This is a genomic window from Gammaproteobacteria bacterium (genome assembly GCA_034522055.1).
In the GTDB taxonomy this organism is placed as follows: domain Bacteria; phylum Pseudomonadota; class Gammaproteobacteria; order JAABTG01; family JAABTG01; genus JAABTG01.
This window is the reverse complement of record JAXHLS010000006.1, coordinates 977,719-1,000,032: the sequence shown is the minus strand read 5'-3', so window position 1 is coordinate 1,000,032 and position 22,314 is coordinate 977,719. Positions and strand designations below refer to the sequence as shown.

General features: G+C 68.4%; 24 protein-coding genes and 1 pseudogene. 14 read left to right on the top strand and 11 right to left on the bottom strand.

The genetic code is table 11. From position 1 onward, the window contains the following. Nucleotides 1–273: 273 nt before the first annotated feature. The 8 genes from U5S82_23410 to U5S82_23375 all read right to left on the bottom strand — a co-directional run bounded on the left by U5S82_23410 (nt 274) and on the right by U5S82_23375 (nt 7,362). Nucleotides 274–1,032 (bottom strand): YciK family oxidoreductase, encoded by a 759-nt coding sequence (locus U5S82_23410; GenBank protein ID MDZ7754514.1) that lies wholly within the window; start codon nt 1,030–1,032, stop codon nt 274–276. Then, on the bottom strand, nt 1,029–2,339 hold the full coding sequence (hpnE, locus tag U5S82_23405; GenBank protein ID MDZ7754513.1) for a hydroxysqualene dehydroxylase HpnE: 1,311 nt from the start codon (nt 2,337–2,339) through the stop codon (nt 1,029–1,031). The genes U5S82_23410 and hpnE overlap by 4 nt, the downstream gene beginning before the upstream one ends. 44 nt (nt 2,340–2,383) lie before the next feature. Beyond that, nucleotides 2,384–3,268 (bottom strand): presqualene diphosphate synthase HpnD, encoded by an 885-nt coding sequence (gene hpnD / locus U5S82_23400; GenBank protein ID MDZ7754512.1) that lies wholly within the window; start codon nt 3,266–3,268, stop codon nt 2,384–2,386. Between the two features lie 67 nt (nt 3,269–3,335). Then, nucleotides 3,336–3,719 carry a hypothetical protein gene (locus U5S82_23395; GenBank protein MDZ7754511.1) on the bottom strand — a complete coding sequence of 128 codons (384 nt, stop codon included), beginning with the start codon at nt 3,717–3,719 and terminating at the stop codon, nt 3,336–3,338. A gap of 53 nt (nt 3,720–3,772) precedes the next feature. Next, the gene (gene hpnC / locus U5S82_23390; protein ID MDZ7754510.1) at nt 3,773–4,675 is read right to left on the bottom strand and encodes a squalene synthase HpnC; all 903 of its coding nucleotides are present in this window, start codon (nt 4,673–4,675) and stop codon (nt 3,773–3,775) included. Beyond that, complete coding sequence (gene gph / locus U5S82_23385; protein MDZ7754509.1) at nt 4,666–5,322, bottom strand: phosphoglycolate phosphatase; 657 nt, start codon at nt 5,320–5,322, stop codon at nt 4,666–4,668. The genes hpnC and gph overlap by 10 nt, the downstream gene beginning before the upstream one ends. Beyond that, nucleotides 5,315–6,022 carry a bifunctional 2-polyprenyl-6-hydroxyphenol methylase/3-demethylubiquinol 3-O-methyltransferase UbiG gene (gene ubiG, locus U5S82_23380; protein ID MDZ7754508.1) on the bottom strand — a complete coding sequence of 236 codons (708 nt, stop codon included), beginning with the start codon at nt 6,020–6,022 and terminating at the stop codon, nt 5,315–5,317. Before ubiG ends, gph begins: the two co-directional genes overlap by 8 nt. Before the next feature lie 5 nt (nt 6,023–6,027). Further along, nucleotides 6,028–7,362 (bottom strand): TRZ/ATZ family hydrolase, encoded by a 1,335-nt coding sequence (locus U5S82_23375; GenBank protein ID MDZ7754507.1) that lies wholly within the window; start codon nt 7,360–7,362, stop codon nt 6,028–6,030. A 59-nt stretch (nt 7,363–7,421) separates the two neighbouring features. Between U5S82_23375 and U5S82_23370 the strand changes: the two genes are divergently transcribed. The 7 genes from U5S82_23370 to U5S82_23340 all read left to right on the top strand — a co-directional run bounded on the left by U5S82_23370 (nt 7,422) and on the right by U5S82_23340 (nt 12,970). Beyond that, nucleotides 7,422–7,676: a hypothetical protein gene (locus tag U5S82_23370; protein ID MDZ7754506.1), complete on the top strand. Its 255-nt coding sequence runs from the start codon at nt 7,422–7,424 to the stop codon at nt 7,674–7,676. A 224-nt stretch (nt 7,677–7,900) separates the two neighbouring features. Then, entirely contained in the window at nt 7,901–8,410 is a 510-nt protein-coding gene (locus tag U5S82_23365; protein ID MDZ7754505.1) for a hypothetical protein, read from the top strand. 191 nt (nt 8,411–8,601) lie between these two features. Continuing rightward, nucleotides 8,602–9,081, top strand: coding sequence for a DUF411 domain-containing protein (locus U5S82_23360; protein MDZ7754504.1), 480 nt, complete (start codon nt 8,602–8,604; stop codon nt 9,079–9,081). 15 nt (nt 9,082–9,096) lie between these two features. Then, the gene (gene mtnA / locus U5S82_23355; GenBank protein ID MDZ7754503.1) at nt 9,097–10,221 is read left to right on the top strand and encodes an S-methyl-5-thioribose-1-phosphate isomerase; all 1,125 of its coding nucleotides are present in this window, start codon (nt 9,097–9,099) and stop codon (nt 10,219–10,221) included. Nucleotides 10,222–10,427: 206 nt separating this feature from the next. Further along, complete coding sequence (locus U5S82_23350) at nt 10,428–11,081, top strand: DUF2799 domain-containing protein (GenBank protein MDZ7754502.1); 654 nt, start codon at nt 10,428–10,430, stop codon at nt 11,079–11,081. A gap of 16 nt (nt 11,082–11,097) precedes the next feature. Beyond that, nucleotides 11,098–12,303: a sodium:proton antiporter gene (locus tag U5S82_23345; protein MDZ7754501.1), complete on the top strand. Its 1,206-nt coding sequence runs from the start codon at nt 11,098–11,100 to the stop codon at nt 12,301–12,303. Nucleotides 12,304–12,337: 34 nt separating this feature from the next. Further along, complete coding sequence (locus U5S82_23340) at nt 12,338–12,970, top strand: cytochrome c3 family protein (GenBank protein ID MDZ7754500.1); 633 nt, start codon at nt 12,338–12,340, stop codon at nt 12,968–12,970. A 190-nt stretch (nt 12,971–13,160) separates the two neighbouring features. On the opposite strand, the gene U5S82_23335 is transcribed toward U5S82_23340, so the two are convergent. Beyond that, nucleotides 13,161–13,910 carry a hypothetical protein gene (locus U5S82_23335; protein ID MDZ7754499.1) on the bottom strand — a complete coding sequence of 250 codons (750 nt, stop codon included), beginning with the start codon at nt 13,908–13,910 and terminating at the stop codon, nt 13,161–13,163. Beyond that, nucleotides 13,907–14,485, bottom strand: coding sequence for an RNA polymerase sigma factor (locus U5S82_23330; protein ID MDZ7754498.1), 579 nt, complete (start codon nt 14,483–14,485; stop codon nt 13,907–13,909). The genes U5S82_23335 and U5S82_23330 overlap by 4 nt, the downstream gene beginning before the upstream one ends. 109 nt (nt 14,486–14,594) lie before the next feature. Between U5S82_23330 and U5S82_23325 the strand changes: the two genes are divergently transcribed. The 4 genes from U5S82_23325 to U5S82_23310 all read left to right on the top strand — a co-directional run bounded on the left by U5S82_23325 (nt 14,595) and on the right by U5S82_23310 (nt 17,930). Continuing rightward, nucleotides 14,595–15,467, top strand: coding sequence for a hypothetical protein (locus U5S82_23325; GenBank protein ID MDZ7754497.1), 873 nt, complete (start codon nt 14,595–14,597; stop codon nt 15,465–15,467). Continuing rightward, entirely contained in the window at nt 15,412–15,765 is a 354-nt protein-coding gene (locus U5S82_23320) for a hypothetical protein (protein ID MDZ7754496.1), read from the top strand. Before U5S82_23325 ends, U5S82_23320 begins: the two co-directional genes overlap by 56 nt. 234 nt (nt 15,766–15,999) lie before the next feature. Next, nucleotides 16,000–17,406 carry a hypothetical protein gene (locus U5S82_23315; GenBank protein MDZ7754495.1) on the top strand — a complete coding sequence of 469 codons (1,407 nt, stop codon included), beginning with the start codon at nt 16,000–16,002 and terminating at the stop codon, nt 17,404–17,406. Between the two features lie 50 nt (nt 17,407–17,456). Continuing rightward, on the top strand, nt 17,457–17,930 hold the full coding sequence (locus tag U5S82_23310; GenBank protein MDZ7754494.1) for a hypothetical protein: 474 nt from the start codon (nt 17,457–17,459) through the stop codon (nt 17,928–17,930). Between the two features lie 14 nt (nt 17,931–17,944). Here U5S82_23310 and U5S82_23305 read toward each other — a convergent pair whose 3' ends face one another. Continuing rightward, on the bottom strand, nt 17,945–18,445 hold the full coding sequence (locus tag U5S82_23305) for a TlpA disulfide reductase family protein (GenBank protein MDZ7754493.1): 501 nt from the start codon (nt 18,443–18,445) through the stop codon (nt 17,945–17,947). 90 nt (nt 18,446–18,535) lie between these two features. Here U5S82_23305 and U5S82_23300 point away from each other — a divergent pair. From U5S82_23300 to U5S82_23290, 3 genes and pseudogenes are all read left to right on the top strand, one after another. Beyond that, nucleotides 18,536–18,948: pseudogene (locus U5S82_23300) on the top strand (PIN domain-containing protein). 535 nt (nt 18,949–19,483) lie between these two features. Further along, nucleotides 19,484–20,887, top strand: a complete 1,404-nt coding sequence (locus tag U5S82_23295; GenBank protein MDZ7754492.1) for a sigma-54 dependent transcriptional regulator — start codon at nt 19,484–19,486, stop codon at nt 20,885–20,887. A gap of 245 nt (nt 20,888–21,132) precedes the next feature. Next, the gene (locus U5S82_23290) at nt 21,133–22,314 is read left to right on the top strand and encodes a HAMP domain-containing sensor histidine kinase (protein MDZ7754491.1); all 1,182 of its coding nucleotides are present in this window, start codon (nt 21,133–21,135) and stop codon (nt 22,312–22,314) included.

The window sequence follows — 22,314 nt, the reverse complement described above, 5'->3', positions numbered from 1 at the left end:
TACAATAAGTTAAACTCTGTTCTTCGTTGCGCGGGGCGCGATGGTCAAAGTTTTGACGTTCCTCGATTGCCGCCGGGCGGCAGCAAACTGCCGCCACCGTTCCTGCGGCGGGTGGTGACGCGGTGCGCTTTGGGGGGCGGGGTCGTTCGTGCTGCCACCGGCCCCTGGATACCGGGTCGGGCCCGGTATGACGGGTGGTTGGCCCCGACTCGCGGGGGCGGCGGTCGGTAGGAGTGGTGGTCCCGCTCATCGACCCTCGGGGAGGTACGCCATTCAGGCGTCCTGGGCGAGGTGGCGTAGTCCTGTGATGCCCATGCTATCCGCCCCCATGAGGAACAGGTATGCGGGCATGATGTCCGCGGGCAGGGCCAGGTGGGCCGGGTTCTCGCCCGGGTAGGCGCGCTTGCGCAGGGCCGTGCGTACGGGGCCGGGGTCGATGGCGTTGACCCGCACGGTGGTGTCCTCCAACTCATGGGCGAGCACCTGGCCCAGGTTCTCGAGCCCGGCGTTGGCCGCCGCGTAGGCACCCCAGTAGGCGCGGCCCCGGGCGCCCACTGCGGCGGTGGTGAGGAGGATGGCGGCGTCCGGGGCCCGGCGCAGCAGGGGCAGCAGGGCTTGAATGAGCAGGAAGGGGGCATTGAGGTTGATATGGAGCACCTGGGCCCAGGTCTCGGGGGGATAGTGGTCGATGGGGGTGAGGTCGCCGAGGACGGCGGCGTTGGACAACAGGCCGTCGAGGCGACCGAAGTTGGACGTCAGATTGGCGGCCAGGTCGGCGTAGTCGTCGGGCGTGGCCCCCAGGAGATCCATGGGGTAGATGGCCGGTTGGGGTCCGCCGGCGGCCTCGATGTCGTCGTAGGCCCCTTCCAGCCCGGGCACGGAGCGGTCCAGCAGGACCACGCTGGCGCCGTGGCGGGCGTAGGCGAGGGCGGCCTCCCGGCCGATGCCGCCACCGGCACCGGTGACCAGGATGACACGATCCGCCAGCAGGTGCGGCGGCGCCTGGTAGCGCCGTGGGTCTTGGTTGTTCAAGGGGGGGCCTCGGTGTGGTGATGGATTTCCCGCGCGCATTGTAGCCCGCTCATCACCGCCCCTTCGAGGGTGGCGGGATAGGGCGTGCGGGTATAGTCCCCCGCCAGCCACAGCCCCGGCAGGGGGCCGCGGTGCGGCGGGCGCAGGTCCTGTTCCCCCGCGCGGCAGGCGAAGGTGGCGCGGCGTTCCCGGATCACCCGGCTCCAGAGGGGGGGCGGCCAGGCCGGGAAATGGTGGGCCAGCTCGGCCTGGACCCGCGCCGCCAGGGTGTCCCGATCCAGGGCCATGTGGGGGCCCGCGGCGGAGACCACCACCGCCATCAGCCCCCGGCGCCCGTCGGCGGCGCGGTCGAACACCCACTGGGCGATGCCCCCGGCCAGGCCCACCATGGGGAAGCCCAGGCGGGTGGCGGGGTGGTACTGGAGGTAGACGGTGCAGATGGGCTGGTGGCCCAGGCGCCGCAGGTCCGCCGCCAGCGCGGCGCCGCCGGGCAGGGGTGCCAGCAGCCGCGCCGCGCCATGGTGGGCGGTGGCCACCACCACGTGGCGGGCGCGCAGCACGCCCGCGCTGGTGGCGACGCCGGCGATACGGCCCGCCTCCTGCACCAGCCCCGTGACCCGGCGGCCCGTGAGAACCTGGCCGCCGTGGGCGTCGATGAAGGCCCGGGCCGGTCGTGGCAGCAGGCCGCCAAGATCCCCGCGGGGGATGAGCAGGTCCGCATCCCGCCGCCGGTGGTGGAAGGCGTCTGCCAGGACCCGCAGGAACACCGCCGCGGAGGCCTGCTCCACCGGGGTGTTGAGGGCGGCCAGGCACATAGGCTCCCACAGGGTGCGGCGCACCCGCGGCGGCTGGCCGTCGAGCCACTGGGCCACGGTACAGTCGCGGGCGGCGGTCGGCGGCCTCGAGAAGCCGCGCACCGCCAGGCCCAGGGCACCGAGCCGCTCCTTGATGGACAGACCTTCACAGGTGGCCAGGCCCCAGGCGAGGTGGAGGGGGGCCGGCAGGGGGCCCGCGCGCAGGGCCACGACGGGGCCGTCGCGCTCCAGCACCCGCAACCCCAGGGGCAGGCGCAGGAAGGCCTCGGCCGGGTCGACGCCCACGGTCTCCATCATGGCCAGGGTATGGGCGTAGGCCCCCAGCAGCAGGTGCTGGCCGTTGTCCAGGGGCATGCCATTGACCTCCAGCCGGCGCGCCCGGCCGCCCACCTCGGCGGCGGCCTCCAGCACCGTCACCTCGTGGCCAATGCGCGCGAGTTCCACGGCACAGGACAGCCCGGCCCAGCCGGCACCCACCACTAGCAGCGGCATCAGTCCGTTGCCGCGGGCCGGCAGTCCATCTCGCGCTTCCTGGGTCAGCGGGACTCCACCTGGGGCCGGCCCCGCAGGTAGCGGCGCTGGCGGCGCCTCTCGGCGTTGGCGGTACGCCAGGCGATCCACAGCTTGCGCAGGGGGGTGAGGGAGACCCGATGGTCCAGGAGGGCGAAGCCGTCGCGGCGGATCTCCTCCAGGGTGGCACGGTAGATGGCCGCCATGATGATGCCGCTGCGCTGGGCGTAACGGTCCTCCTCCGGCAACAGCTCCAGGGCCCTTGTGTAGTAGCTTTCGGCGCGGTCCGCCTGGAAGCGGAAGAGTTCGATGGCCCCGGGGCCGGCCTGGCCGCGGCGCAGGCCGTCGGGGTTCACGTCGAAGCGGGCCAGCTCCTCGGCCGGCAGGTAGACCCGGCCCCGCATGGCGTCCTCCCGCACGTCCCGCAGGATATTGGTGAGCTGAAAGGCGAGGCCCAGGTTGTGGGCGTACTTCTGGGTCTGGTGATTGCGGTAGCCGAACAGCTCCGCCGACATCAGGCCGACCACGCCGGCCACCCGGTGACAGTAGAGGGCGAGTTCGCCGAAGGTCTCGTAGTGGGACTGTTCCAGGTCCATCTCCATGCCGTCGATGACCTCGTGGAGCTGGCCGGCGGTGATGTCGAAGTGCTCCACGGTATGGGCCAGGGCCACGGCCACGGGGTGCTGGGCCCCGCCTGCGAAGATCCGTTCTACCTCCTGCCGCCACCAGGCCAGCTTGGTGCGGGCCAGGGCGGCGTCGCTGCACTCGTCCACCACGTCGTCCACTTCGCGGCAGAAGGCGTAGAGGGCGATGATGGCGCGCCGGCGCTCGGGCGGTAGGAACAGGAAGCTGTAGTAGAAGCTGGAGCCGCTGCGGGCGGCCTTCTGCTGGCAGTACTGGTCGGGGGTCATGGGCAAGGGGTGGCGGGGGCTGCGCCTATGATGCCGGATGCCGCCCGCGATGGACAGGCGCCGGCCATCAGCGGCCCATCAGCCAGGGCAGGAGGGCCAGCCACCCCAGGAACAGGGGCCATAGGCGGCCGTTGGCGAGGTCGTAGTTCTGCAACAGGTGGTGCCAGGAATGGCCGGCCACCAGGCGCCCGAAGGTGAACTCGAAGGCCACGGTGAGGACCAGCCAGGCGAGGCCGACGGTCAGGGCCTCCTCGAACGATAGCGGGGCCTCCCGGCGCGCGAACAGCCACACCGCGATGGCGCACAGGGCCATCAGCAGCAGGGTGGAGAGCTGGTGGGCATGGATCTCCGTGAGGTGCGGCCCGAAGGTGGCCTCGCGCAGGATGCCGTTGGCGACGCCGATGACGGCGAGCACGGGCCAGAGGGCGAGGTAGGCGGCGAGGCGGGACATGGCGGGACCACGGTGGCGGGGTAGGGCCCCAGGTTACCAGAATGCCGCCGGCGTCACGTCCCGGGCATGGTGGCGCGGCCGCGGCCGCGGGTGCCGCTGATTCCGCGCCACAGGATGCGCAGGCGGTCGCCGCGGCTCAGGCGGGGCCGCGCGAAGACGTCGTTTTCCAGGGTCTCCATGCGGTCCAGCACGGCGAGGCCGCCGGTCACGATGGTCCTAATCTCCACCCCGAACATGCCGCCGAGGCGCGCGCCCAGGGGTGCGCCTTCCAGCAGCAGGTCCCGCGCGCGGCGCACCTGGAAGCGGTAGAGGTCCACCATGGCCTCGTCGCTGATACGGTTCCACAGGTGGCCCTCCGTGACCCCGAAGGACTCCATCTCGTCCCGTGGCAGGTAGATGCGCCCGAGCTCGTGGAGGTCCTGCTCCAGGTCCTGGAGGAAGTTGATGAGCTGCAGGGCACTGCAGATGTGGTCCGAGTCGATCAGATTGCGAAGGCTGTCGTTGGCCGTGAGATGGAGCAACAGGCGGCCCACGGGATTGGCGGAGCGTCGGCAGTAGTCCATGAGTTCGGGGAAGTCCTCGTAGCGTTTCTTCACCACGTCCTGGGTGAAGGCGCTGACGAGGTGATGAAAGGGACGGGTGGGCAGGTGGAAATCCCGGATCACCCGGGCCGTGGCCCGCAGCACGGGGCTGGTTACCGGCTCCCCGGCCAGGGCGCGCTCCAGGTCGTCCGCCGTGGCCGCCAGGCGGTCGAGGCGCTCGGTGTCCCCGAGGTCACCCTCGTCGGCGAGGTCGTCCACGGTGCGGGAGTAGGCGTAGATCACCGCCACCGGGCGGCGGATGCGCCGCGGCAGGGCCAGGGAGGCCACGGGGAAGTTCTCGTAGTGGCTGCGGGCCATGGCCTCGCAGTGGCGCAGGTCGCCTTCCGCGTCGCCCGCGGGTCCCCCTACAGCCACCGCAGCAGGTCCAGGGGGCCTTCCAGGTAGCCGTCGGCGCCCCAGGTATGGGGGGATTCCCCGGCGTCTATGTAGCCGAACAGGGCTACCAGGGTGGGGATGCCGGCGGCCCGCCCGGCCACCAGGTCGCGCTCGGCGTCCCCCACGAACAGGCAGCGTGCGGGGGGCGTGCCGGCCGTCCGGCAGGCGTGGAGCAGGGGGGCGGGATGGGGCTTGGGGTGTGCCGTGGTGTCGCCGCTGACGATGCAGGCGGCGTGGCGCGTGAGGTCCAGGGCGTCCATCAGGGGCCCGGTGAGCCAGCCCGGCTTGTTGGTCACCACCCCCCAGGTTATGCCGTGGGCGGCCATGTGCTCCAGCACCTGCTCCATGCCGGGAAACAGGCGGCTGTGGGTGGCGATATCGTTGACGTAATGGTCCAGGAGCCGGGCCCGGTGGTCATCATAGCCGGGGTCACCCGGCTCCAGCCCCAGGCCGAGGCGCAGCAGGGCCCTGGCGCCATGGGAGACGTGGGGCCGGATCTGCTCCAGGGGCAGGGGCGCCCGGCCCATGTCCGCCAGCAGGCGGTTCAGGGCGGCGCCGAGGTCCGGGGCGGTGTCGAGCAGGGTGCCGTCCAGATCGAACAGCACCGTGCCCACGGGTTCAGTCACGCCGGGCGTGGGCCAGGTAGTTTACCGAGATGTCCCGCCCCAGCCGGTACTGCTTCGTCAGGGGGTTGTAGCTGAGGCCGGTGAGGTCGTCCAGGGTGAGGCCGGCGGCCCGCGTCCAGGCCTCCAGCTCCGAGGGCCGGATAAAGCGGGCGTAGTCATGGGTGCCCCGGGGCAGCATCTGCAGCAGGTACTCGGCGCCCACCACCGCGAACAGGTAGCTCTTGGGGTTGCGGTTGAGGGTGGACAGGATCACATGGCCCCCGAGTTTCACCAGCCGCGCGCACGCGGCCACGGTGCTGGCGGGGTCCGGTACGTGCTCCAGCATCTCCATGCAGGTGACCACGTCGAAGGTGCCGGGCCGCTCGTCGGCCAGGGCCTCGGCGGAGGTGTGCAGGTATTCCAGTTCCAGGTCCGACTCCATGGCGTGCAGCCGGGCCACGTCGAGGCTGGGGGCGGCCAGGTCGATGCCGGTGACGGTGGCCCCGACTCGGGCCATGGCCTCCGCCAGCACGCCGCCGCCGCAGCCCACGTCCACCACGGTGCTGCCCGCCAGGGGGGCGAAGCGCTCCACGTAGCCGAGGCGCAACGGGTTGATGTCATGGAGGGTCTTGAACTCGCTGGTGGGGTCCCACCAGCGGGAGGCGAGGGCGGAGAACTTCTCCAACTCGACGGGATCGGCGTTGTGGTGATAGTCGTTCATGGCGGTCAGGCTGACTGAGGCTCCTTGGCATCGAATGTGTGGATCTTATCGCGCCAGGCTGCGGCCTTCACGATGGCGTCCCGGGTGTCGAGGGTGGTGAGGAGGCGGTCCTTCAACACCCGTCTTCCCGCCACCCACACGTCGCTGACCTGGTGGCGGCCCGCGGCGTAGACCAGTTGGGATACGGGAGAGTAGACCGGTTGGGTCTCCACGGCGCCGAGGTGGACCGCCGTCACGTCCGCCGCCTTGCCCGCTATGAGGGAGCCGGTGATGTCCTCCAGGCCGAGGGCCCGGGCGCCCGCCAGGGTGGCCATGCGCAGGGCGGCATGGGCGGGCAGGGCGGTGGGATCCCCGGCCACGCCCTTGGCCAGCAGGGCGGCGGTGCGCATCTCGGCGAACATGTCCAGATCGTTGTTGCTGGCGGCGCCGTCGGTGCCGAGCGCCAGGTTCACCCCGGCCGCGGCCAGGGCGTGCACCGGGCAGAAGCCGCTGGCCAGCTTGAGGTTGGACTCGGGGCAGTGCACCACGCTGGCCCCGCAGTTGGCGACGCGGGCGATCTCGTCGGGCTCCAGGTGGGTCATGTGTACCGCCATCAGGCGCGGCGTGAGCAGTCCCAGGCGTTCCAGGCGCTCCAGGGGGCGGCAGCCGTAGTGTTTGAGGCTGTGGGCCAGTTCCTCGGGGGACTCGTGGACATGCATGTGGATGGGGATGTCCAGTTCCTCGGCGAGGACGCGGATGCGCTCCAGGGGACCGTCGGAGACGGAGTACGGGGCGTGGGGGGAGAAGGCGGTATGCACCAAGGGCTCGTCCCGCAGCCGGTCGTGCAGCGCGGTGCCCTTGGACAGGTACTCGTCGGCGTCGCGCGCCCAGGCGGTGGGCATATCCACCATGATGAGCCCCACCACCGCCCGCATGCCCGCCTCCGCCGCTACCGCGGCGGTGGCATCGGGGAAGAAGTACATGTCGTTGAAGCAGGTGGTGCCGCCCCGCAACATCTCGGCTACGGCCAGCCGGGTGCCGTCACGCACGAAGGCCTCGTCTATCCAGCGCCCCTCGGCGGGCCAGATGTGCTCCGTGAGCCAGTGCATCATGGGCAGGTCGTCGGCGAGGCCGCGGAACAGGGTCATGGCGGCGTGGCCGTGGGCGTTCACCAGCCCGGGGATGAGGGCATGGTCGGCAAGCTCCACGCGCTCGTGTACCGTATAGCCGTCGAGGCGGGAGCGTGCCACCAGGTCGACGATACGGCCGTCGCGGATCAGCAGGGCATGGTCCTCCAGCACGCGGTCGTCCGGCTCCACCGGGATGATCCAGGGTGCCAGGATGGCGGTATCGGCGGTCATTTCGGGCATCGATGCAGTATGGATGAAGCAAAACGGCGGTGGAAGTGTCATAAGAAACCATGAACGGCGGGCATTCCCAGGCCTCCCCGGACCGGCCCCAGAGCGCGGCCGAGGTGGAGGCCATCAAGCGACGCGGCATCCGCAAGGCGGTGGGGCGTCGCGCCCTGCGGGAACTCGGCGAACTGGTGGAGGAGCACGAACGGGACGAGCGGGCAAAGCGGCGCCTGGTATGGCGGCTGTGGCTGCCCCTGGTGGTGGTGCTGGTGATGGTGGCCCTGGGGCTGGTGGCCTGGCGGATACTGGTGCAAACATGAGGAATTAACTCTCATGGCGATACGCGCCGCCCGAAATGATGAAAGAGGAATGCGTATCGCCATGTTCGTTCCCTCACCCCATCCCTGTACTCCGGGCATCCTGCCCTTCGCCTTGCAGGCCGCGCCAGGGCGCGTTCAAATCCGTTCCCGACGGATTTGTCCCAGAGGGAGAGGGGCAGATCGTGCTTCGCAACTTTCACGTTACTGGTTCAGAGGGGGTTGATGTGCGGGATTTCGATGCAGTGATGGCGGATATCCGCCGCTCGCCCGAGCATGGGCGCCGCGCGGCGGCCGTGCGGCAGGCGCGATGGCAGGCGGTTGCCGGCCTGGCGGCGGGCGGCCTGTTGGTGGGCGGCGGCGGCATGGCGTTCGCGGCTGGCGCCGGCGGCCTGGTTCCGGTGCTGGCCGCCGGACTGGCGGGCGCGGGGCTGCTGTGGTTCAGCTGGACCCGGTTCGCCGCCTACGGCCGCCACGCAGCCGCTGCCGATCGGGCCCTGTTCCTCGATTCCCTGCGCCACGCCCGCACCCTCGGCGACCTGCGAGCCTGCGGCTTCATCGATCCCAACGAGTTCATGTTCGACCTCATGCCCGTGGAGGAGAAGCTGGACATGGCCCCCGAGCCCGGCATCCCCCTCGGCCCGGACTGCGCCTGCGACGACACGGACCTGGATGGCGAACTGGGCGGCATAGAGGCCGCGGCCCGGCGATTGGGGTATGGAAAGGGGGGGGAGTAGGGGGCGTTAGTGAATGGTGCAATTCAGTGAATGGTGAAATGCAGTGAATAGTGCAATTCAGTGAATAGTGAATAGTGAATAGTGAATGGTAAAAGCAACCACTGAGCGAGGCTCGACTATTCACCATTCACTATTCACTATTCACTCTATGCTCATCATCCATCTCCACCGCGCCACCGAGGTCTCCATCGATGCTCCCACGATTCCTGACTCCCCTCCTGCTTCTGGTCCTGGCCGTCATCGCCACCCCCGGCTGCAGCGACCTGCAGTCGGCGGAGGCCCTGCCGCCCATCACCGTTTACCGCCACCCCAGCTGCGGCTGCTGTTCCCTGTGGATGCGGCACCTCAAGGCCAACGGCTTCGAGGTGCAGGCGGAGAAGGTGCTGGACATGGAACACGGATTCGATCGCTTCAACATCCCCCGACAACTGGAGGCCTGCCACACCGCCGTGGTGGATGGCTATCTCATCGAGGGCCACGTCCCCGCCGCCGACGTGATGCGGCTGCTCGAGGAACGGCCCGACGTCAGGGGCCTCGCCGTGCCGGGCATGCCCATCGGTTCGCCCGGCATGGAGGGGCCGAACCCCGAGGCCTACCAAGTGCTGTCCTTCGACAAGCATGGGGTGGTGCGGGAGTTCTCCTACCACGAGCCTCGCGGCACCCGCCCCTGAGCCGTGCCTGATCCCATGGCCCCTGATCCCATCACCCATGACCCCGGCGCCGACTCCGTGCGCGCCATCATCTGGCGCGACGGCCTCCTCTACCTGCTCGACCAGCGGCGACTGCCTGCTGAAGAGATCATCATTCAGTACAGCGAGGCCGACGAGGTGGCCGAGGCCATCCGCACCATGGTAGTACGGGGCGCGCCCGCCATCGGCATCACCGCGGCCTACGGCGTGGTGTTGGCGGCCTGCCGCGCCTTTGCGGTCAGGCCCACGGACTGGCGACGGGAGATGGAGGCCGACCTCGAGCGCCTGGAGACGGCCCGGCCCACGGCGGTGAACCTGGCCTGGGCGGTGCGCCGCATGCGTGCCGCTATGGCCGCCATTGAAGGAGACCCGGAGCCGGCCCTGGAGGCCGAGGCCCGGGCCATCCACGAGGAGGACATCGCCGCCAACCGGGCCATGGGGGAACTGGGGGCGGCCCTCATGGACACCACCGGCAGGGTCATCACCCACTGCAACACGGGCTCCCTGGCCACCGGGGGCTACGGCACGGCGCTGGGCGTCATCCGCAGCGGTTTCGCGGCCGGGCGCATCACCTCGGTGTATGCCGATGAGACCCGGCCCTGGCTTCAGGGGGCGCGCCTCACGGCATGGGAGCTGGTGAAGGACCGCATTCCCGTGGAACTCATCGCCGACGGCGCGGCCGCCCACATCATGAAGGGCGGCGGTATCACCTGGGCCATCACCGGCTCCGACCGCATCGCCGCCAACGGCGACGTGGCCAACAAGATCGGCACCTACGGCCTGGCGGTGAACGCCCGCTACCACGGCGTGCGTTTCATGGTGGTGGCCCCCACCTCCACGGTGGACATGGCCATCGCCACGGGGGACGATATCCCCATCGAGGAACGCCCGGCCGGCGAGGTGCTGGCCATGGCGGGACAGCCCATCGCCCCCGCCGGTGCCGGTGCCCGCAATCCCGCCTTCGACATCACCCCCGCGGCCCTCATCGATGCCATCGTCACCGAGCGCGGCGTAGTCTGGAACCCGGATGCCGGGGCCATGGCGGCCCTGATGGCAAGCTGTCGGGCTGAAGCCCGATCTACAAATACCCCCCAACCACCCATTCCTCTGGTACGGATGTAGGTCGGGATTTATCCCGACACCTAAGGATAGGGGTTCCGATCCGGCCCGTGGTGCATGCGGTGGGGTTTGATGTCGGGATGAATCCCGACCTACACGGGTGCCGCAGGAACAGACGGTGGTGGTGTCTCTGTAGGTCGGGCTGTAGGTCGGACTGTAGGTCGGACTTCAGTCCGACAACCCGCCCCATATGCATTATCCTTCCCCCCATGACCACGCCGCGCCCCGATCCGATTTTTCCCCGCCCGCCCGCGCTCAGGTTGTGGGCCCTGCTGGCCGTCGTTGTCCTGGCCGGCTGTGCCACCCTCGACGAATCCGAATGCCGCTTCGCGGACTGGCATATCATCGGCCTTGAGGACGGCGCCGCGGGCGAACCGCCATCCCAGGTGGGCAGCCATCGCTCCGCCTGCGCGGAGTTCGGTATCACCCCCGATCTGGCCGCCTATCGCCGGGGACACCGGGAGGGGCTGGCCCAGTTCTGTACGCCCGCCAGGGGTTACGAGGTGGGCCGCCGCGGCAGGGACTACGAAGGGGTCTGTCCCCCGCGGCTGGAGGGGGCCTTTCTGGATGGCTATGACCTCGGCCGGCGGGTCCACGAGCACCAGCGTGAGGTCAGCCGTCTCGGCTCCGCCATTCGTGCCAACGAGCGCCGGATGGAGCGCGTCCATGAAGAGGTTTCCAGCCGGGAGCGGCGACTGGTGGGGGACGGGACCTCCAAGGACGACCGGCGGACGCTGCTGGAGGAGATCAAAGATCTCCAACGTCAGCTCGGCGAACTCGAGGCCGAGACCCTGGAGTACGAGCGACGGCGGGCGGTGGCCCGGGACCGGCTCGCGGACCTGACCGCGGTCGTGCCTTACTGACGGGTCCGATTCGCCAATGAATCTGCTGCTCTTCATCACGGCGACCCTGGTCATGGGCATCGCCCTGGAGGGCGTGTTCGCGCGCCTGCGCATCCCCTGGAGCGCGGGTCTGGTGGTGGTGGGCTTCGTGGCCTCGGAAGTGGTTACGGGCCTGGGCGGAGACATCGGCCTGCGCTGGGATGCGGTTCATGACATCGTGTTCTTCGTGCTCCTGCCGGTCCTGGTGTTCGAGGCCGCACTCAACCTCGATGTCGGGCAGCTGAAACGCCATCTGCCCATGATCCTGGTGCTGGCGGTGCCGCTGTTGCTGGTCTCCACCGCCGTCATCGCCCTGCTGTTGCGGAGCGCCATCGGTCCCGGCTTTCCCTGGATGGCGGCCCTGTTTGCCGGCGCCATCCTGTCCGCCACCGATCCGGTGGCGGTGCTCGCCCTGTTTCGCAAGATGGGGGTGTCGCCGCGGCTCGCCGTACTGATGGATGGCGAGAGCCTGTTCAATGACGCCACGGCCATCGTGCTGGCGGCCCTGTTGCTTGGGATCGCGGCCGGCGCTGGGGCCCCGGTGTCGGTGGCGGCTGCGACCCTGGAATTCCTGCGGGTGTTCGCAGGCGGACTGGCGGTGGGGGCGCTGGTGGGGGGGCTGCTGGTGGTGTTGTTCAGGGTCACGGAGGAGCCGCCGGCACGGGTCGGGCTAACGGTCTCCGGGGCATTCCTGGCCTTCGCCCTGGCGGAGGGAGTGTTGCATTTGTCGGGGGTGATGGCGGTGCTGGCCGCGGGGCTCTGCGCCGCGGTGGGTCTGAACGCCCGGCGCGAGGTGTCGCGGCTGGCCCATCAGAGCTGGGAGGTCATGGCGTACCTGGCCAACGGCGCCGTGTTCCTGCTCATGGGGGCCACCATCACGGTGGCCATGTTCAGCGACCGCTGGCTGGCCATGCTCATGGGCATCGGCGCCGCCCTGGTGGCCCGTGGCGCGGTGGTGTTCGCCGGGATCCCGCTGGCGAACCTGCTGCCCGGTGTGGAGCCGGTGCCCGCCGCCTTCCGGCCCATCCTCTACTGGGGTGGGTTGCGCGGCGCGATCACCATTGCCCTGGCCCTGTCCATTCCCCTGGAGCACCCGTGGTGGTACACCGTCCAGGCCATAGCCTACGGCGTGGTGCTGTTCACCCTGTTCGTGCAGGCGCCGACCATGCCGCTGTTGCTGAGGAGGACCCGTGGACTGGTGTAATGATACGCTCTGACCGTCCAGTACCGAGTTGCTGATGAGCAGGGGAACGGGACTCGTGGCCCTGATCCTGATGGTGGCGGTTGTCGGGACCCTCGGTGGTGGTTGGGCCCTCGACCACCGCATCCATGGCGAGGGCTTCTGTCATTCCTGTCACCTGCCCGACGGCGGGCCCTTGCACGGACCCAAGATGGCCACCACGGTGGCCGAGCCGCCCCAGAGCCTGGCTGGGCTTCATTATCACCAGCCGGAGGAGGAGCGGCTGCGCTGCCCGGATTGCCACCATGGTGCCGATTGGCGGGAACGGTTGATCATCATGAGCCACGCCGCCCGCAATACCTTCCAGTACTTTTTCGGCGACTTCCGCGAACCGGACGAGATGCGGGTGCCCATTCCCGATCATTTCTGCAACCGCTGCCACGCCGATGTGGCCAAAAAGGCGCCGTTCCAGTCCTTTCACTCATCGTGGGGGCATGGTGAGATGCAAGTGATGGACCGGGTGATCGGCTGCACCGAATGCCACGTGGTCCACGATCAGAAACCTGCGGCGGGCACGTCCTTCATGGCCAGGGAACCCACCCTGGAGATCTGCCGTGCCTGCCACGGCCGCTCCCTCATCTGGGAAACGGTGGAGATACAACTGAAGCGTGACCTCGGCCTTCGTCCCTGATACTTTGCGGTTTGGTTTTGCCGCGACGAACAACAGGCTCTCTCGAAGAACGCCAAGAAAGCTTCAGCTTATTGTTTTTCGTTGTATAGGTGGCCTGTTCAATACTCCGTGGCCCCGGGGGCTAGCCGAACGGAGGTTAATTCCTCCGTCCCTTTTTCTCCTTTTTCTAAGGTCTGAAGGGCTGTACGCTTCAGGTGCTGAAGTGCTGCCAGCCGGCCTGGACCCGTTTCATGACGAACTCCAGGGCCCCCGGGCTCACCACCTGCACCGGTGATATGAGTTCGATGCTGCCCTGGTTTCGCTCCATGCGGGCGCGGGTGCGGTTGCAGGCGTAGAGCTTCAGGTTGGGATGGTTGCGCATCATGGCGAGCAGGGGCCGGGCCTGGTCGGGATGATCCTTTCGCACCAGATTCAGGCCGCTGCCGTGGAATACGATCTCCACCTTCACCGGCACCCCGGCCTCCGTGGAGCGACCCATGAGATCGTCCACCCGTAGCAACAACTCATGCACTTCCGCCTCGTCGTCAGTGGAGATATTGAGGACGGTGTTCATCAGCCGCGGCTGGGCCTCGTCCATCGCGGTCTCGAAGGAGGCGGGTGAGAAGCCGGTGCGCGCGGATTCCAGCCATGCCCCCATGAAGCCGCCCGCCACCAGGAGCGTCAGGCCGGCGGCGGTGGCCAGGGAAAACAAGGCGCCTCGGGAGCGCGCCTTCTGTTGCCCGTGCTTGCCGTTATGGTGATCGAAGGGTGGGGACGGCGGGGTGCCGTACACCAGCTTGAGGGCCTCGCGGGCATAGCGTTGGGCACAATACTCCCGCGCCAGCTCCGGGTCGCGACTGAGGATCTCCAGCAGACGCACTTGGTCTTCCGGGGCGAGGTCGCCCGTCAGACTCGCTTCCATGTCGCAGAAGATCTTCTCTTTGTCGTCGCTGGCAGTCACTTAAATCTCCTGACATTCCCCGGGCTCGCGTCCTTCATTCGTCCATTGACCGTTTCGCCCGCCACCATATCGCCGGCCAGATGACCCTTCATGGTATGGCGGGCCCTTGAGAGCCGGCTCATGACGGTGCCGATGGGTATCTCCAGCACCTCGCCGGTCTCGGCATAGGACAGCCCCTGGAGATCCACCAGGATGAGCACCTGGCGCTGGCCGAGGGGCAACCTGGCGAGGCCCCGGTTGAGCTTGCGGCGCAGTTCCGCCCGATAGCGGTTGTCTTCCACCGACTCGCCCGGGTCCCGGCCCAGGTTCTCGTCGTATTCCACCGACGGGCGCGTGCTGCGCCAGTGGTCTCGGAAACAGTTTAGCAGAATCTTATAAATCCACGGCCGGAAGGCGTCTGGATTCTTGAGCTTGTTCAGGCGCTCCAGAGCCTTCAACACCGTCTCGTGGGTGATGTCGTCCGCCAGGGCTGCGTCCTGGCACCAGGAGTAGGCCGTCACGTACAGGGGTTGCCGGATCTCCTCCACCGCCTTCTCCAGGGCCGCGCGGCGGCCGAACTTCAGCAGTCCACTCATCGATTGATTCTCCTCCCGTGATGGTCCCTGCCGGTACGTTGCCGGCGGGCCTTTTATCGATATGTCTTTTATCTAGACGGGATGGCGCGGGATCGCTCACACCCTGCAGATGTGGGGCTTCCTGCAGCCCACCTATGCCAAGGATTTTTCGGATACCATCGACATCCCCGTGGGTGTGGGGCCGCCGCCGTTGCAGGGCCTCAACGGCGAAGACATAACACCGGGGACCATCCCGCCGGATCGCGGCTCGGACGAGAGCTTCTTCATGCGGCGTGCCCGCTTCGGTATCCGCGGCACCATGATTCCCATCAGCAACGACATCGACTACTTCTTCCTCACGGAATGGGGCGAGAATGGCATCACCCGCGGTGGCGGCGCCGCCCATCTGCTGGATGCCTCGGTGACCTTCAACCAGCTCTCCCGCGGGGTGGACGACGATGGCCTGGCCAACCTGGGGGCGCGCTTGCGGGTAGGCCAGTTCCTGTTCTCCCAGACCTCCGAGGCCCTGTCCCACTCCACGCCGGGGCGCCGGGTACATATCTTCATGCCCGAGGCCACCCTGGCCTTCGCCTTGAACCGGCCCACCTTCGACAACGCCAACGACAACTTCCCCGGTGATGTCTCGGTGAACGGGGCCCGGGACATCGGCATCGAGGTCTTCGACTGGGTGGAGTGGGGTGATCCGGCGGCCCCTTACGAGTTCACCTACTCGGCTGCTCTGGGCAACGGCGACACCATCGGCGGCCAGAACCGTGACGACAACCTGCGCACCTATGCCTGGCTGTCTTTCGCCAAGCTCTTCGACAGCACCCGCGGGGCGCGGCGCCACGATGCCATGATTTATGGCTTCTACCAGAATGGCGATCGCGAGTTCAACGATGACGTCAATCTCTCCCTCGGCCACCCGGTTCAGGCGGCTCGATGGCGTGCGCTACAACGTGGACGGCGAGAGCGATGGCTGGTATGTGGACCTCGGCTATGACATCCACCAGCACTTGGGACTCAAGAACCGCACCACTATCAACGCCCGCTATGATCGCCTGCGCCGCAACAAGGACGACCCGGCCCGCGCCGTGCAGTTCGATACCCTGTCCCTCACCGGCGAGTACTTCTTCCATAAAAAGGCACGTCTGGCCTTCACCTACCAGGCGCGGGATTTCGATGCCAACGACCGCGATATAGCCGGACCCAGGGCGGTGGGCAATGAGATCCTCGATGGCATCGACCATCGCATCGGTGTCCAGGTGACCTTCATATTCAAGAATGTGCTCCTGCGCTGACAGGGACGTGAACCATGGCGGGCGTGACGTGCCTTGGTGGCCCGCCGCTGTTCCTTCGGGGTAACCTCCGACACCGCCGTCCCGGCATCCTCCAAGGCCGGGGCGGCGGTTTTTTTGCCCTGGCTTTTTGCCCTTGGTGTTTTTGGCCTGGGGGGGCGAACCCGACGAATTCAAAACCGGTGTGCCGGCACGGCCTGGAGGCCGCCGACGCGCCTTTAGCGATGGGACCCAGACATGCCCAGAGACACGGACAAAGACAAGGACACGGCCCGCAGATCAAGCGGCCCATGGTTGACTGCCCTCCTGCTGCTGGCCGCCGGCGGGACCCTGCCGGCTGGGGGCGAGGCTCGGGAAACCATGGCGGTGTTGCCGGACCAGGGCCAGTACCAGGTATCCGGGACGACGCGTACCCGCATCGTCAGCCATGATGGCGCTCCCGCCCTGGCAGTGCCCCTGGCCCCGGCGGCGGCCCGGGACCTGCTGATGGATACCCTGGACCGCCTGGCCATTGCGACCAAAGCTTCTGCCGGAGAAGGCAACACCCTGGTCACGGATTGGGTGCTGTGGCGCCTGGACGCCGGGGAGGGGCGGGGCCTCAGTGCCTCGCTGCAGAAGACCGGCCTGTTCGGTAATCTCCTGCGGGAGCGCCATCGCTTCGCCTTCGAGGTGATGCCGGGGCAGGGCCCCGGGACCTCCCTGATTCGCATTGCCGATCGCCAGCGCCAGGTGGAACGGGAGATGGCGCCTGACAGCACCACTTCGTGGTTCGAGTGGGCGCCGGCACCCACCGACCGCGCCACCCTGGAGGCCTTCCTGCGCCGCATCCAGGGCACCCTGGAGGCGGCCATGTCCTCCCGCCTGGTAGTGGTGGATCCCGGCGCCGGGACTACCCGGGAGGCGGTGGTGATGGACGCAGAGACGCCGGGGGTGACCCTGGATGCCCCGGCACCGGCCGCGGCGCCGGTCGCTGCCGCTCGACGCGAGTCTCTGCGGGCCGAGTCTCCACGGCCGGCGCCACAGGCTTCACGCACCGTGGGCGACGGCCAGACGCCTGTTTCGGCCCCGGTCCCACGGCGGCCTCGTCCACAGGTCCAGGACGCCCCGCGGGTGGCCGCCAATGCTCCCAACGCGACGCCGCTACCTTTCGCCGGGCGCTCGGCGCCCGCGCCGCTACGGGAACCCCGCCTGGCACCGCCTGCAACCACAGCGTCCCTGTCCACCGACGGCCTCCTGGTTTACGCCCCGCCGGCAGCCACCTGGGATGCCCTGTTGCAGGCCCTGCAGCGCCAGGGGATCCCGGTGGAGCGCCAGGACCCGGGGCAGCACATGCTGCGCACCGGCTGGATCGATGCCCGTTACGACGGCGAGGCGGGGCGCCTGGAGCGGGACGAAGCCGGCGGCGGCCCGCGCTGGGCCTTTAGTCTCTTCGACGGCGGCCGGGCGCGCCAGCGCTTTCAGGTGCTGGTGTTGTCGGCCAATGGCGGGCAGGCCAGCGTGGTGAAGGCCTACCACATGGACAGCCAGCGCCTGGTGGATACCACCCCCGACTCCTCCAGCAGTCGCCTCGCATGGGTTGACGAGCCCCCCAGCGGCGGCGCGGCCATGGCCCTGCTGAAGTCACTGGCCCTGAGGGTAGAGTGATGCCCGCCGGTGATGCGGCGAAACATGGGGCCGGCGCGTGGCGGTTCCCCATGGTATGGGCACTGTTGTCCGTCACCCTGCTGTGGGTGGCGACCGCCATGGCCGCGTCGCCGGAGGCGCGGGTGGATGAATTGTTGGCGGGCCCTGAGCCCCGGGGCATCGTATTCGAGGTGGTGGAATGGGATATCGACCAGCTTCAGGCGGTGATGCCGCGCATCGAGGCCCTGGTGGCACGGGTGCGCGCCCGGCGTCCCAACCTGCCGGTGGTGGTGATGTCCCATGGCGAGGAACAGTTCGGCTTCATGCAGGGCCATCTGAACCGGCGTCCCCAGTTACGCTCCATCGTCGAGGCCCTGCATCGTGACGATGTCGTGATCCAGGTGTGTGGCGGTTACGCGGTGATGTCCGGTTACGACAGCCGCCGTTTCACTCCCCTAGTGACCCCCGTGGCGGAGGCGGTGGGGGCGCTGGCGCAGTACCGGCGCGACGGCTACGCCATCGTGGCGGTAGCGACCGCCGACTGATGGCGTGGCTGCTGTCAGGGCTTGCGACTGATGAAGTCTTCCACCATCGCCATCGGTACCGCGCCCACCTGCTGGGCCAGCAGTTGCCCATCCGGCCCGTAGATGAGGTAGGAGGGGGTGCCGAGCCAGGGCTGGCCGGTGAGCTGCTGGAACAGTCGCCAGCCGGCCTCCGGTTCCATGACCAGGCTGGGGAAGCGGGCCCCGTGACGTTCACGGAAGGCCTGCACCGCGGCCATATTGTCCGGCCCGTCCAGGGCGATGCCCAATACCTCGGCCGGCACCTCGGCGTCGTCTTCGCGGTGGCGCTCGTGAAATGCAGTGACCGATGGCGCCTCCTGGGCGCACACGTGACAGTCCGAGGCCCAGAACTTCACCAGCAGCCACTTGCCCTGGCCCGTGTGTCGGGACAGATCCGCCGGATTGCCTTCGAGGTCCACCCCGGCCGGCTGGCCGTGGACGGCGACGCCGAAGAACAGCAGTACGAACAGCAGACTCCCGTGGATACGGTGGGTCATGGATGTGCCTCTCGTGGGATTGATTGAACGCATGATGGGCCTAGAGACCCGCAAACCTCCTCGTTTATTCCTTTTGATGGGACTTCTCGTCTGATCTTCCTCGATACCAACGTCATCTCCGAAAGTCTGCGCAAAGAGCCGAGCCGGCGGGTGCTCAGCTGGCTGGCCGCCCATGACCAGGAACTGGCCATGTTCACTGTCACGATTGCGAAATCGTGTTTGGCATCGCCAAGATCCACTCCGACCAGCGCTCCGAGTTGCTGCGGCAAGGCCTCGACGCCTGGCGTGGGCGCTTCTCGGACCGAATCTTCGCCTTCACCGAGCAGGCAGCACTGGTCTACGGTGAGCTCATGGGGGAGGCATCGCGAAGCGGAACCGCCCTCGCCGTGCCCGACGGGAGGATCGCGGCCATCACTATCGTGAACAGGGGGCGCCTGGCCACGCGCAACTTCCGGGATTTCTACTCGCTGCCGATGGACGTGATCAACCCGTGGGACGATTAGCCGATCCTTTCCAGATCCGGGTCAGCGCAGAGACGTAAGGCGTAATCCAGGGCCGCCACAGCCGCGTGGGTCAGAGGCACCACCCCGGCCACGGCACTCGCCGCCCTGGATACCGGGTCAAGCCCGGCATGACGAGGTGGGGTGTCTCTTGCCCTCGGCATGACGGGGGTGGGGCTGTCTTTTACCCTTGGTCGCCTCCCCCAATGGGCTGCTTGATGGGAACGGCCCCTACTTCGATGGTTTCTTGCGTGCCAGGGTGAGGGGGACCGGCGCAGCCGGAAAATCACGACGGGGGCGTCGCTCCTGCGGGTAATCGACCCCCCCGGCCTTTTCCCCTTTCCCTTTTCGCGTCTTTCGTGGTTACGCTTTTCGCTGGTGGCCCGTAGGGCGGGGGTGCGGCGCGCCAGATTCTTGACGTTGCGTGTTCCCTCTTGGTGGCATGTGGTCTAAGCTCTTCGTTCCGTTGCTGTGATGCGGCGGCCCTCGTATCCCGGGATGGGGTGTTCCGACCATAAAGCCATAAAACAGGGTGCATATGCCCACAGTTCTCGTGATCGAGCCGGACGATGAGTGCCGCGCGCGCATCGAAGCGGTGTTCGGGTTCATGGATTACCGGGTACTGGTCTGCGCGCGCCCCGGCGCCGACGAGGTGCGCGTCGTGGTGGAGGGCGACGCCGCGCCGGGGGTGGTGCTTGTCGGGCCCGGGGCCCTGGTGGCGGGTGGGGAAGGCGGGCTCGCGGAGTTGGCGGCCTTGTTTCCGGATGCCAGGGTGATCGTGACCGGAGTCGAGGAAGCCCCGGCGGGCTCGCCGGATGTGGCGGTGGTGCCGTTCCCCCTCAAGCTCGAACACCTCAAGGAGGCCCTTGGCGGCCAGCGGGAGGCGCCACGGGCCGCAGGGGGCCAGGCCCGCGACGGCGGCGGGCTGGTGGGGGAAGGCCGCAGCATGATGGGGGTCCGCCGCATGATCGAGCAGGTGGCGGGGTCCGAGGCCACGGTGCTGGTGCTGGGGGAGTCGGGTACGGGCAAGGAGGTGGCGGCGCGCACCATCCATGCCCTGTCGCCGCGCCGCCACCGGCCCTTCGTGCCGGTCAACTGCGGCGCCATTCCCGCCGAACTGCTGGAAAGCGAACTCTTCGGCCATGAGAAGGGGGCGTTCACCGGGGCCATCAGTGCCCGGCGGGGGCGCTTCGAGATCGCCGAAGGGGGCACCCTGTTTCTGGATGAGATCGGCGATATGCCTCTGGCGATGCAGGTCAAGCTGTTGCGGGTGTTACAGGAACGCAGTTACGAGCGGGTGGGCAGCAACAAGAGTCTGCGGGCAGACGTGCGCATCATCGCCGCCACCCACAACGACCTGGAGCAGGGCATCGCGGCGGGCCGTTTCCGCGAGGATCTTTATTACCGGCTCAATGTGTTTCCCATGAACATGCCGCCGCTGCGGGAACGCACCGAGGACCTGCCCCACCTCATCACCACCCTCGCGGAACGTATCGAGGCCGAGGGGCGCGGCTCGGTGCGCCTGCACGAGCGCGCGGTGCGGGCGCTGATGGGCTACGGCTGGCCGGGCAACGTGCGCGAACTGGCCAACCTCATCGAGCGGCTGGCCATCCTCCATCCCTACGGTGTGGTGGATGTGCCGGAGCTTCCCGAGCGCTTCCGGGCCCACCTCGGAGAGGACATCCCGGATCTGCCGGAGTCCGAGGCCGGCACGGCGGCGATGGGGGTGGCGGCAGGCGTTGGACATCACCTGCCGGCGGATGGCCTGGACCTCAAGGAATACATCAATCAGCTGGAATATACCCTCATCAAGCAGGCCCTGGACGAGGTGGATGGCGTGGTGGCGCGGGCGGCCAAACGTCTCGGCCTGGGGCGCACCACCCTGGTGGAAAAGATGCGCAAGCACGGCATCAGGCGCCCGGAAGACGTGACGGACTTCTGACGCCTTATCCCCGGGGCACCACCGGGTCTTCCATAAGTCTATGAATTTAAATGTCCCTAGGCTCGGGCATGGGTATTGCATTCGCTCCCTGTAGTGCGGCTCGAGGCCGCGCCATAACAGACCGGTATTTCCTGGACCCGGGGGGGGCATGTCAGTGGAGTCGAAGCGGCGGATCAGTCGGGGGCGCGAGACCGGGGCCGCGGCACGCGCCCAGCACGCGTGCCGCCACGGGTGACGGGTCGGTGATGACCTCCGGTACCTCACCCGTGGATCTGGCAAAGGCCTTCGAGGAGTTCAACGAGAACTCCAGTACTCTGGTGGAGGCCTACGAGGCCTTGCAGGCCCAGGTTCGTAGCCTTAGCGACGAACTCGCTCGGGCCCGGGATGCCCGGGCCCGTGACCTGGACGAGAAGGAACGGCTGGCACACCGCCTCACCCTGCTCATCGAGTCCCTGCCCGCCGGCGTGGTGGTGGTGGACCGCGACGGGCGGGTGGCGGAGTGCAACCCGGCGGCACGGGCGTTGTTCGGGGAGGCCCTCACCGGGCAGTCCTGGCTGGAGGTGGTACAGCGGGGCTTCCGGCCTCAGCCCGACGACGGCCATGACGTGAGCCTGGCCAACGGCCGGCGCGTCAGCATCTCCACCTGTTCCCTGGGCAGCGAACCCGGTCAGATCCTGCTGTTCAACGATGTCACCGAGACCCGCGAGTTGCAGACCCGGATCGCCCACTTGCGGCGGTTGTCGGACATCGGCCGCATGGCCGCATCCCTGGCTCATCAGATCCGCACCCCCATCGCCACCGCGCTGCTCCATGCCGGCAACCTCAGCGGCGGCGGCGTCAGCGGGGAGCGCCGCGAGCAGCTGGGCGGCAGGTTGCGGGATGTGCTTCGTTACATGGAGCGCCTGGTCAAGGACATGCTCGACTTCGCCCACACCGGCGCGTTCGAGGTGGTGGAACTGGAGCCGGAGACCCTGTGCGCGGCCCTGGAGCATGCCGGCGCCGCCATCTGCGCCCAGCGGGGCGGCCGCTTCGGCTGCCGGTGCGAGGCCCCCGGGCTGTACGTGCAGGGCAATACCGATGCCCTTTGCACGGTGGTTCAGAACCTGGTGAACAACGCCGTCGAGGCCGGCGGTCCGGAGGTCGGGATCCAGCTGCGGCTGCGGGGCGAGGGCGACGAGTTGCTCATCGAAGTCGGGGATGACGGTCCGGGCATGGATGAGGAGCAGGCGCGGCGGGTCTTCGAGCCCTTCGTGAGCGCGCGTTCCGGCGGCACCGGTCTGGGGCTGGCGGTGGCCCACGCGGTGGTTCAGGCCCATGGCGGGCGCATCGACCTCGCCACCGCGCCCGGTCAGGGCGCGCGCTTCACCCTCGCGCTGCCGGTGAGCCGCCGCGAGGCACCGCCCGCGGCCGCCGGTGGGGGAGGCTAA

Excerpts from the sequence above, each read along its gene's own strand:
- hpnE (MDZ7754513.1), bottom strand. The coding sequence starts at position 2,339 with ATGCCGCTGCTAGTGGTGGGTGCCGGCTGGGCCGGGCTGTCCTGTGCC.
- hpnD (MDZ7754512.1), bottom strand. The coding sequence starts at position 3,268 with ATGACCCCCGACCAGTACTGCCAGCAGAAGGCCGCCCGCAGCGGCTCC.
- U5S82_23395 (MDZ7754511.1), bottom strand. The coding sequence starts at position 3,719 with ATGTCCCGCCTCGCCGCCTACCTCGCCCTCTGGCCCGTGCTCGCCGTC.
- ubiG (MDZ7754508.1), bottom strand. The coding sequence starts at position 6,022 with ATGAACGACTATCACCACAACGCCGATCCCGTCGAGTTGGAGAAGTTC.
- U5S82_23375 (MDZ7754507.1), bottom strand. The coding sequence starts at position 7,362 with ATGACCGCCGATACCGCCATCCTGGCACCCTGGATCATCCCGGTGGAG.
- U5S82_23370 (MDZ7754506.1), top strand. The coding sequence starts at position 7,422 with ATGAACGGCGGGCATTCCCAGGCCTCCCCGGACCGGCCCCAGAGCGCG.
- U5S82_23360 (MDZ7754504.1), top strand. The coding sequence starts at position 8,602 with ATGCTCCCACGATTCCTGACTCCCCTCCTGCTTCTGGTCCTGGCCGTC.
- mtnA (MDZ7754503.1), top strand. The coding sequence starts at position 9,097 with ATGGCCCCTGATCCCATCACCCATGACCCCGGCGCCGACTCCGTGCGC.
- U5S82_23350 (MDZ7754502.1), top strand. The coding sequence starts at position 10,428 with ATGACCACGCCGCGCCCCGATCCGATTTTTCCCCGCCCGCCCGCGCTC.
- U5S82_23345 (MDZ7754501.1), top strand. The coding sequence starts at position 11,098 with ATGAATCTGCTGCTCTTCATCACGGCGACCCTGGTCATGGGCATCGCC.
- U5S82_23340 (MDZ7754500.1), top strand. The coding sequence starts at position 12,338 with ATGAGCAGGGGAACGGGACTCGTGGCCCTGATCCTGATGGTGGCGGTT.
- U5S82_23330 (MDZ7754498.1), bottom strand. The coding sequence starts at position 14,485 with ATGAGTGGACTGCTGAAGTTCGGCCGCCGCGCGGCCCTGGAGAAGGCG.
- U5S82_23325 (MDZ7754497.1), top strand. The coding sequence starts at position 14,595 with ATGTGGGGCTTCCTGCAGCCCACCTATGCCAAGGATTTTTCGGATACC.
- U5S82_23315 (MDZ7754495.1), top strand. The coding sequence starts at position 16,000 with ATGCCCAGAGACACGGACAAAGACAAGGACACGGCCCGCAGATCAAGC.
- U5S82_23310 (MDZ7754494.1), top strand. The coding sequence starts at position 17,457 with ATGGTATGGGCACTGTTGTCCGTCACCCTGCTGTGGGTGGCGACCGCC.
- U5S82_23305 (MDZ7754493.1), bottom strand. The coding sequence starts at position 18,445 with ATGACCCACCGTATCCACGGGAGTCTGCTGTTCGTACTGCTGTTCTTC.
- U5S82_23295 (MDZ7754492.1), top strand. The coding sequence starts at position 19,484 with ATGCCCACAGTTCTCGTGATCGAGCCGGACGATGAGTGCCGCGCGCGC.
- U5S82_23290 (MDZ7754491.1), top strand. The coding sequence starts at position 21,133 with ATGACCTCCGGTACCTCACCCGTGGATCTGGCAAAGGCCTTCGAGGAG.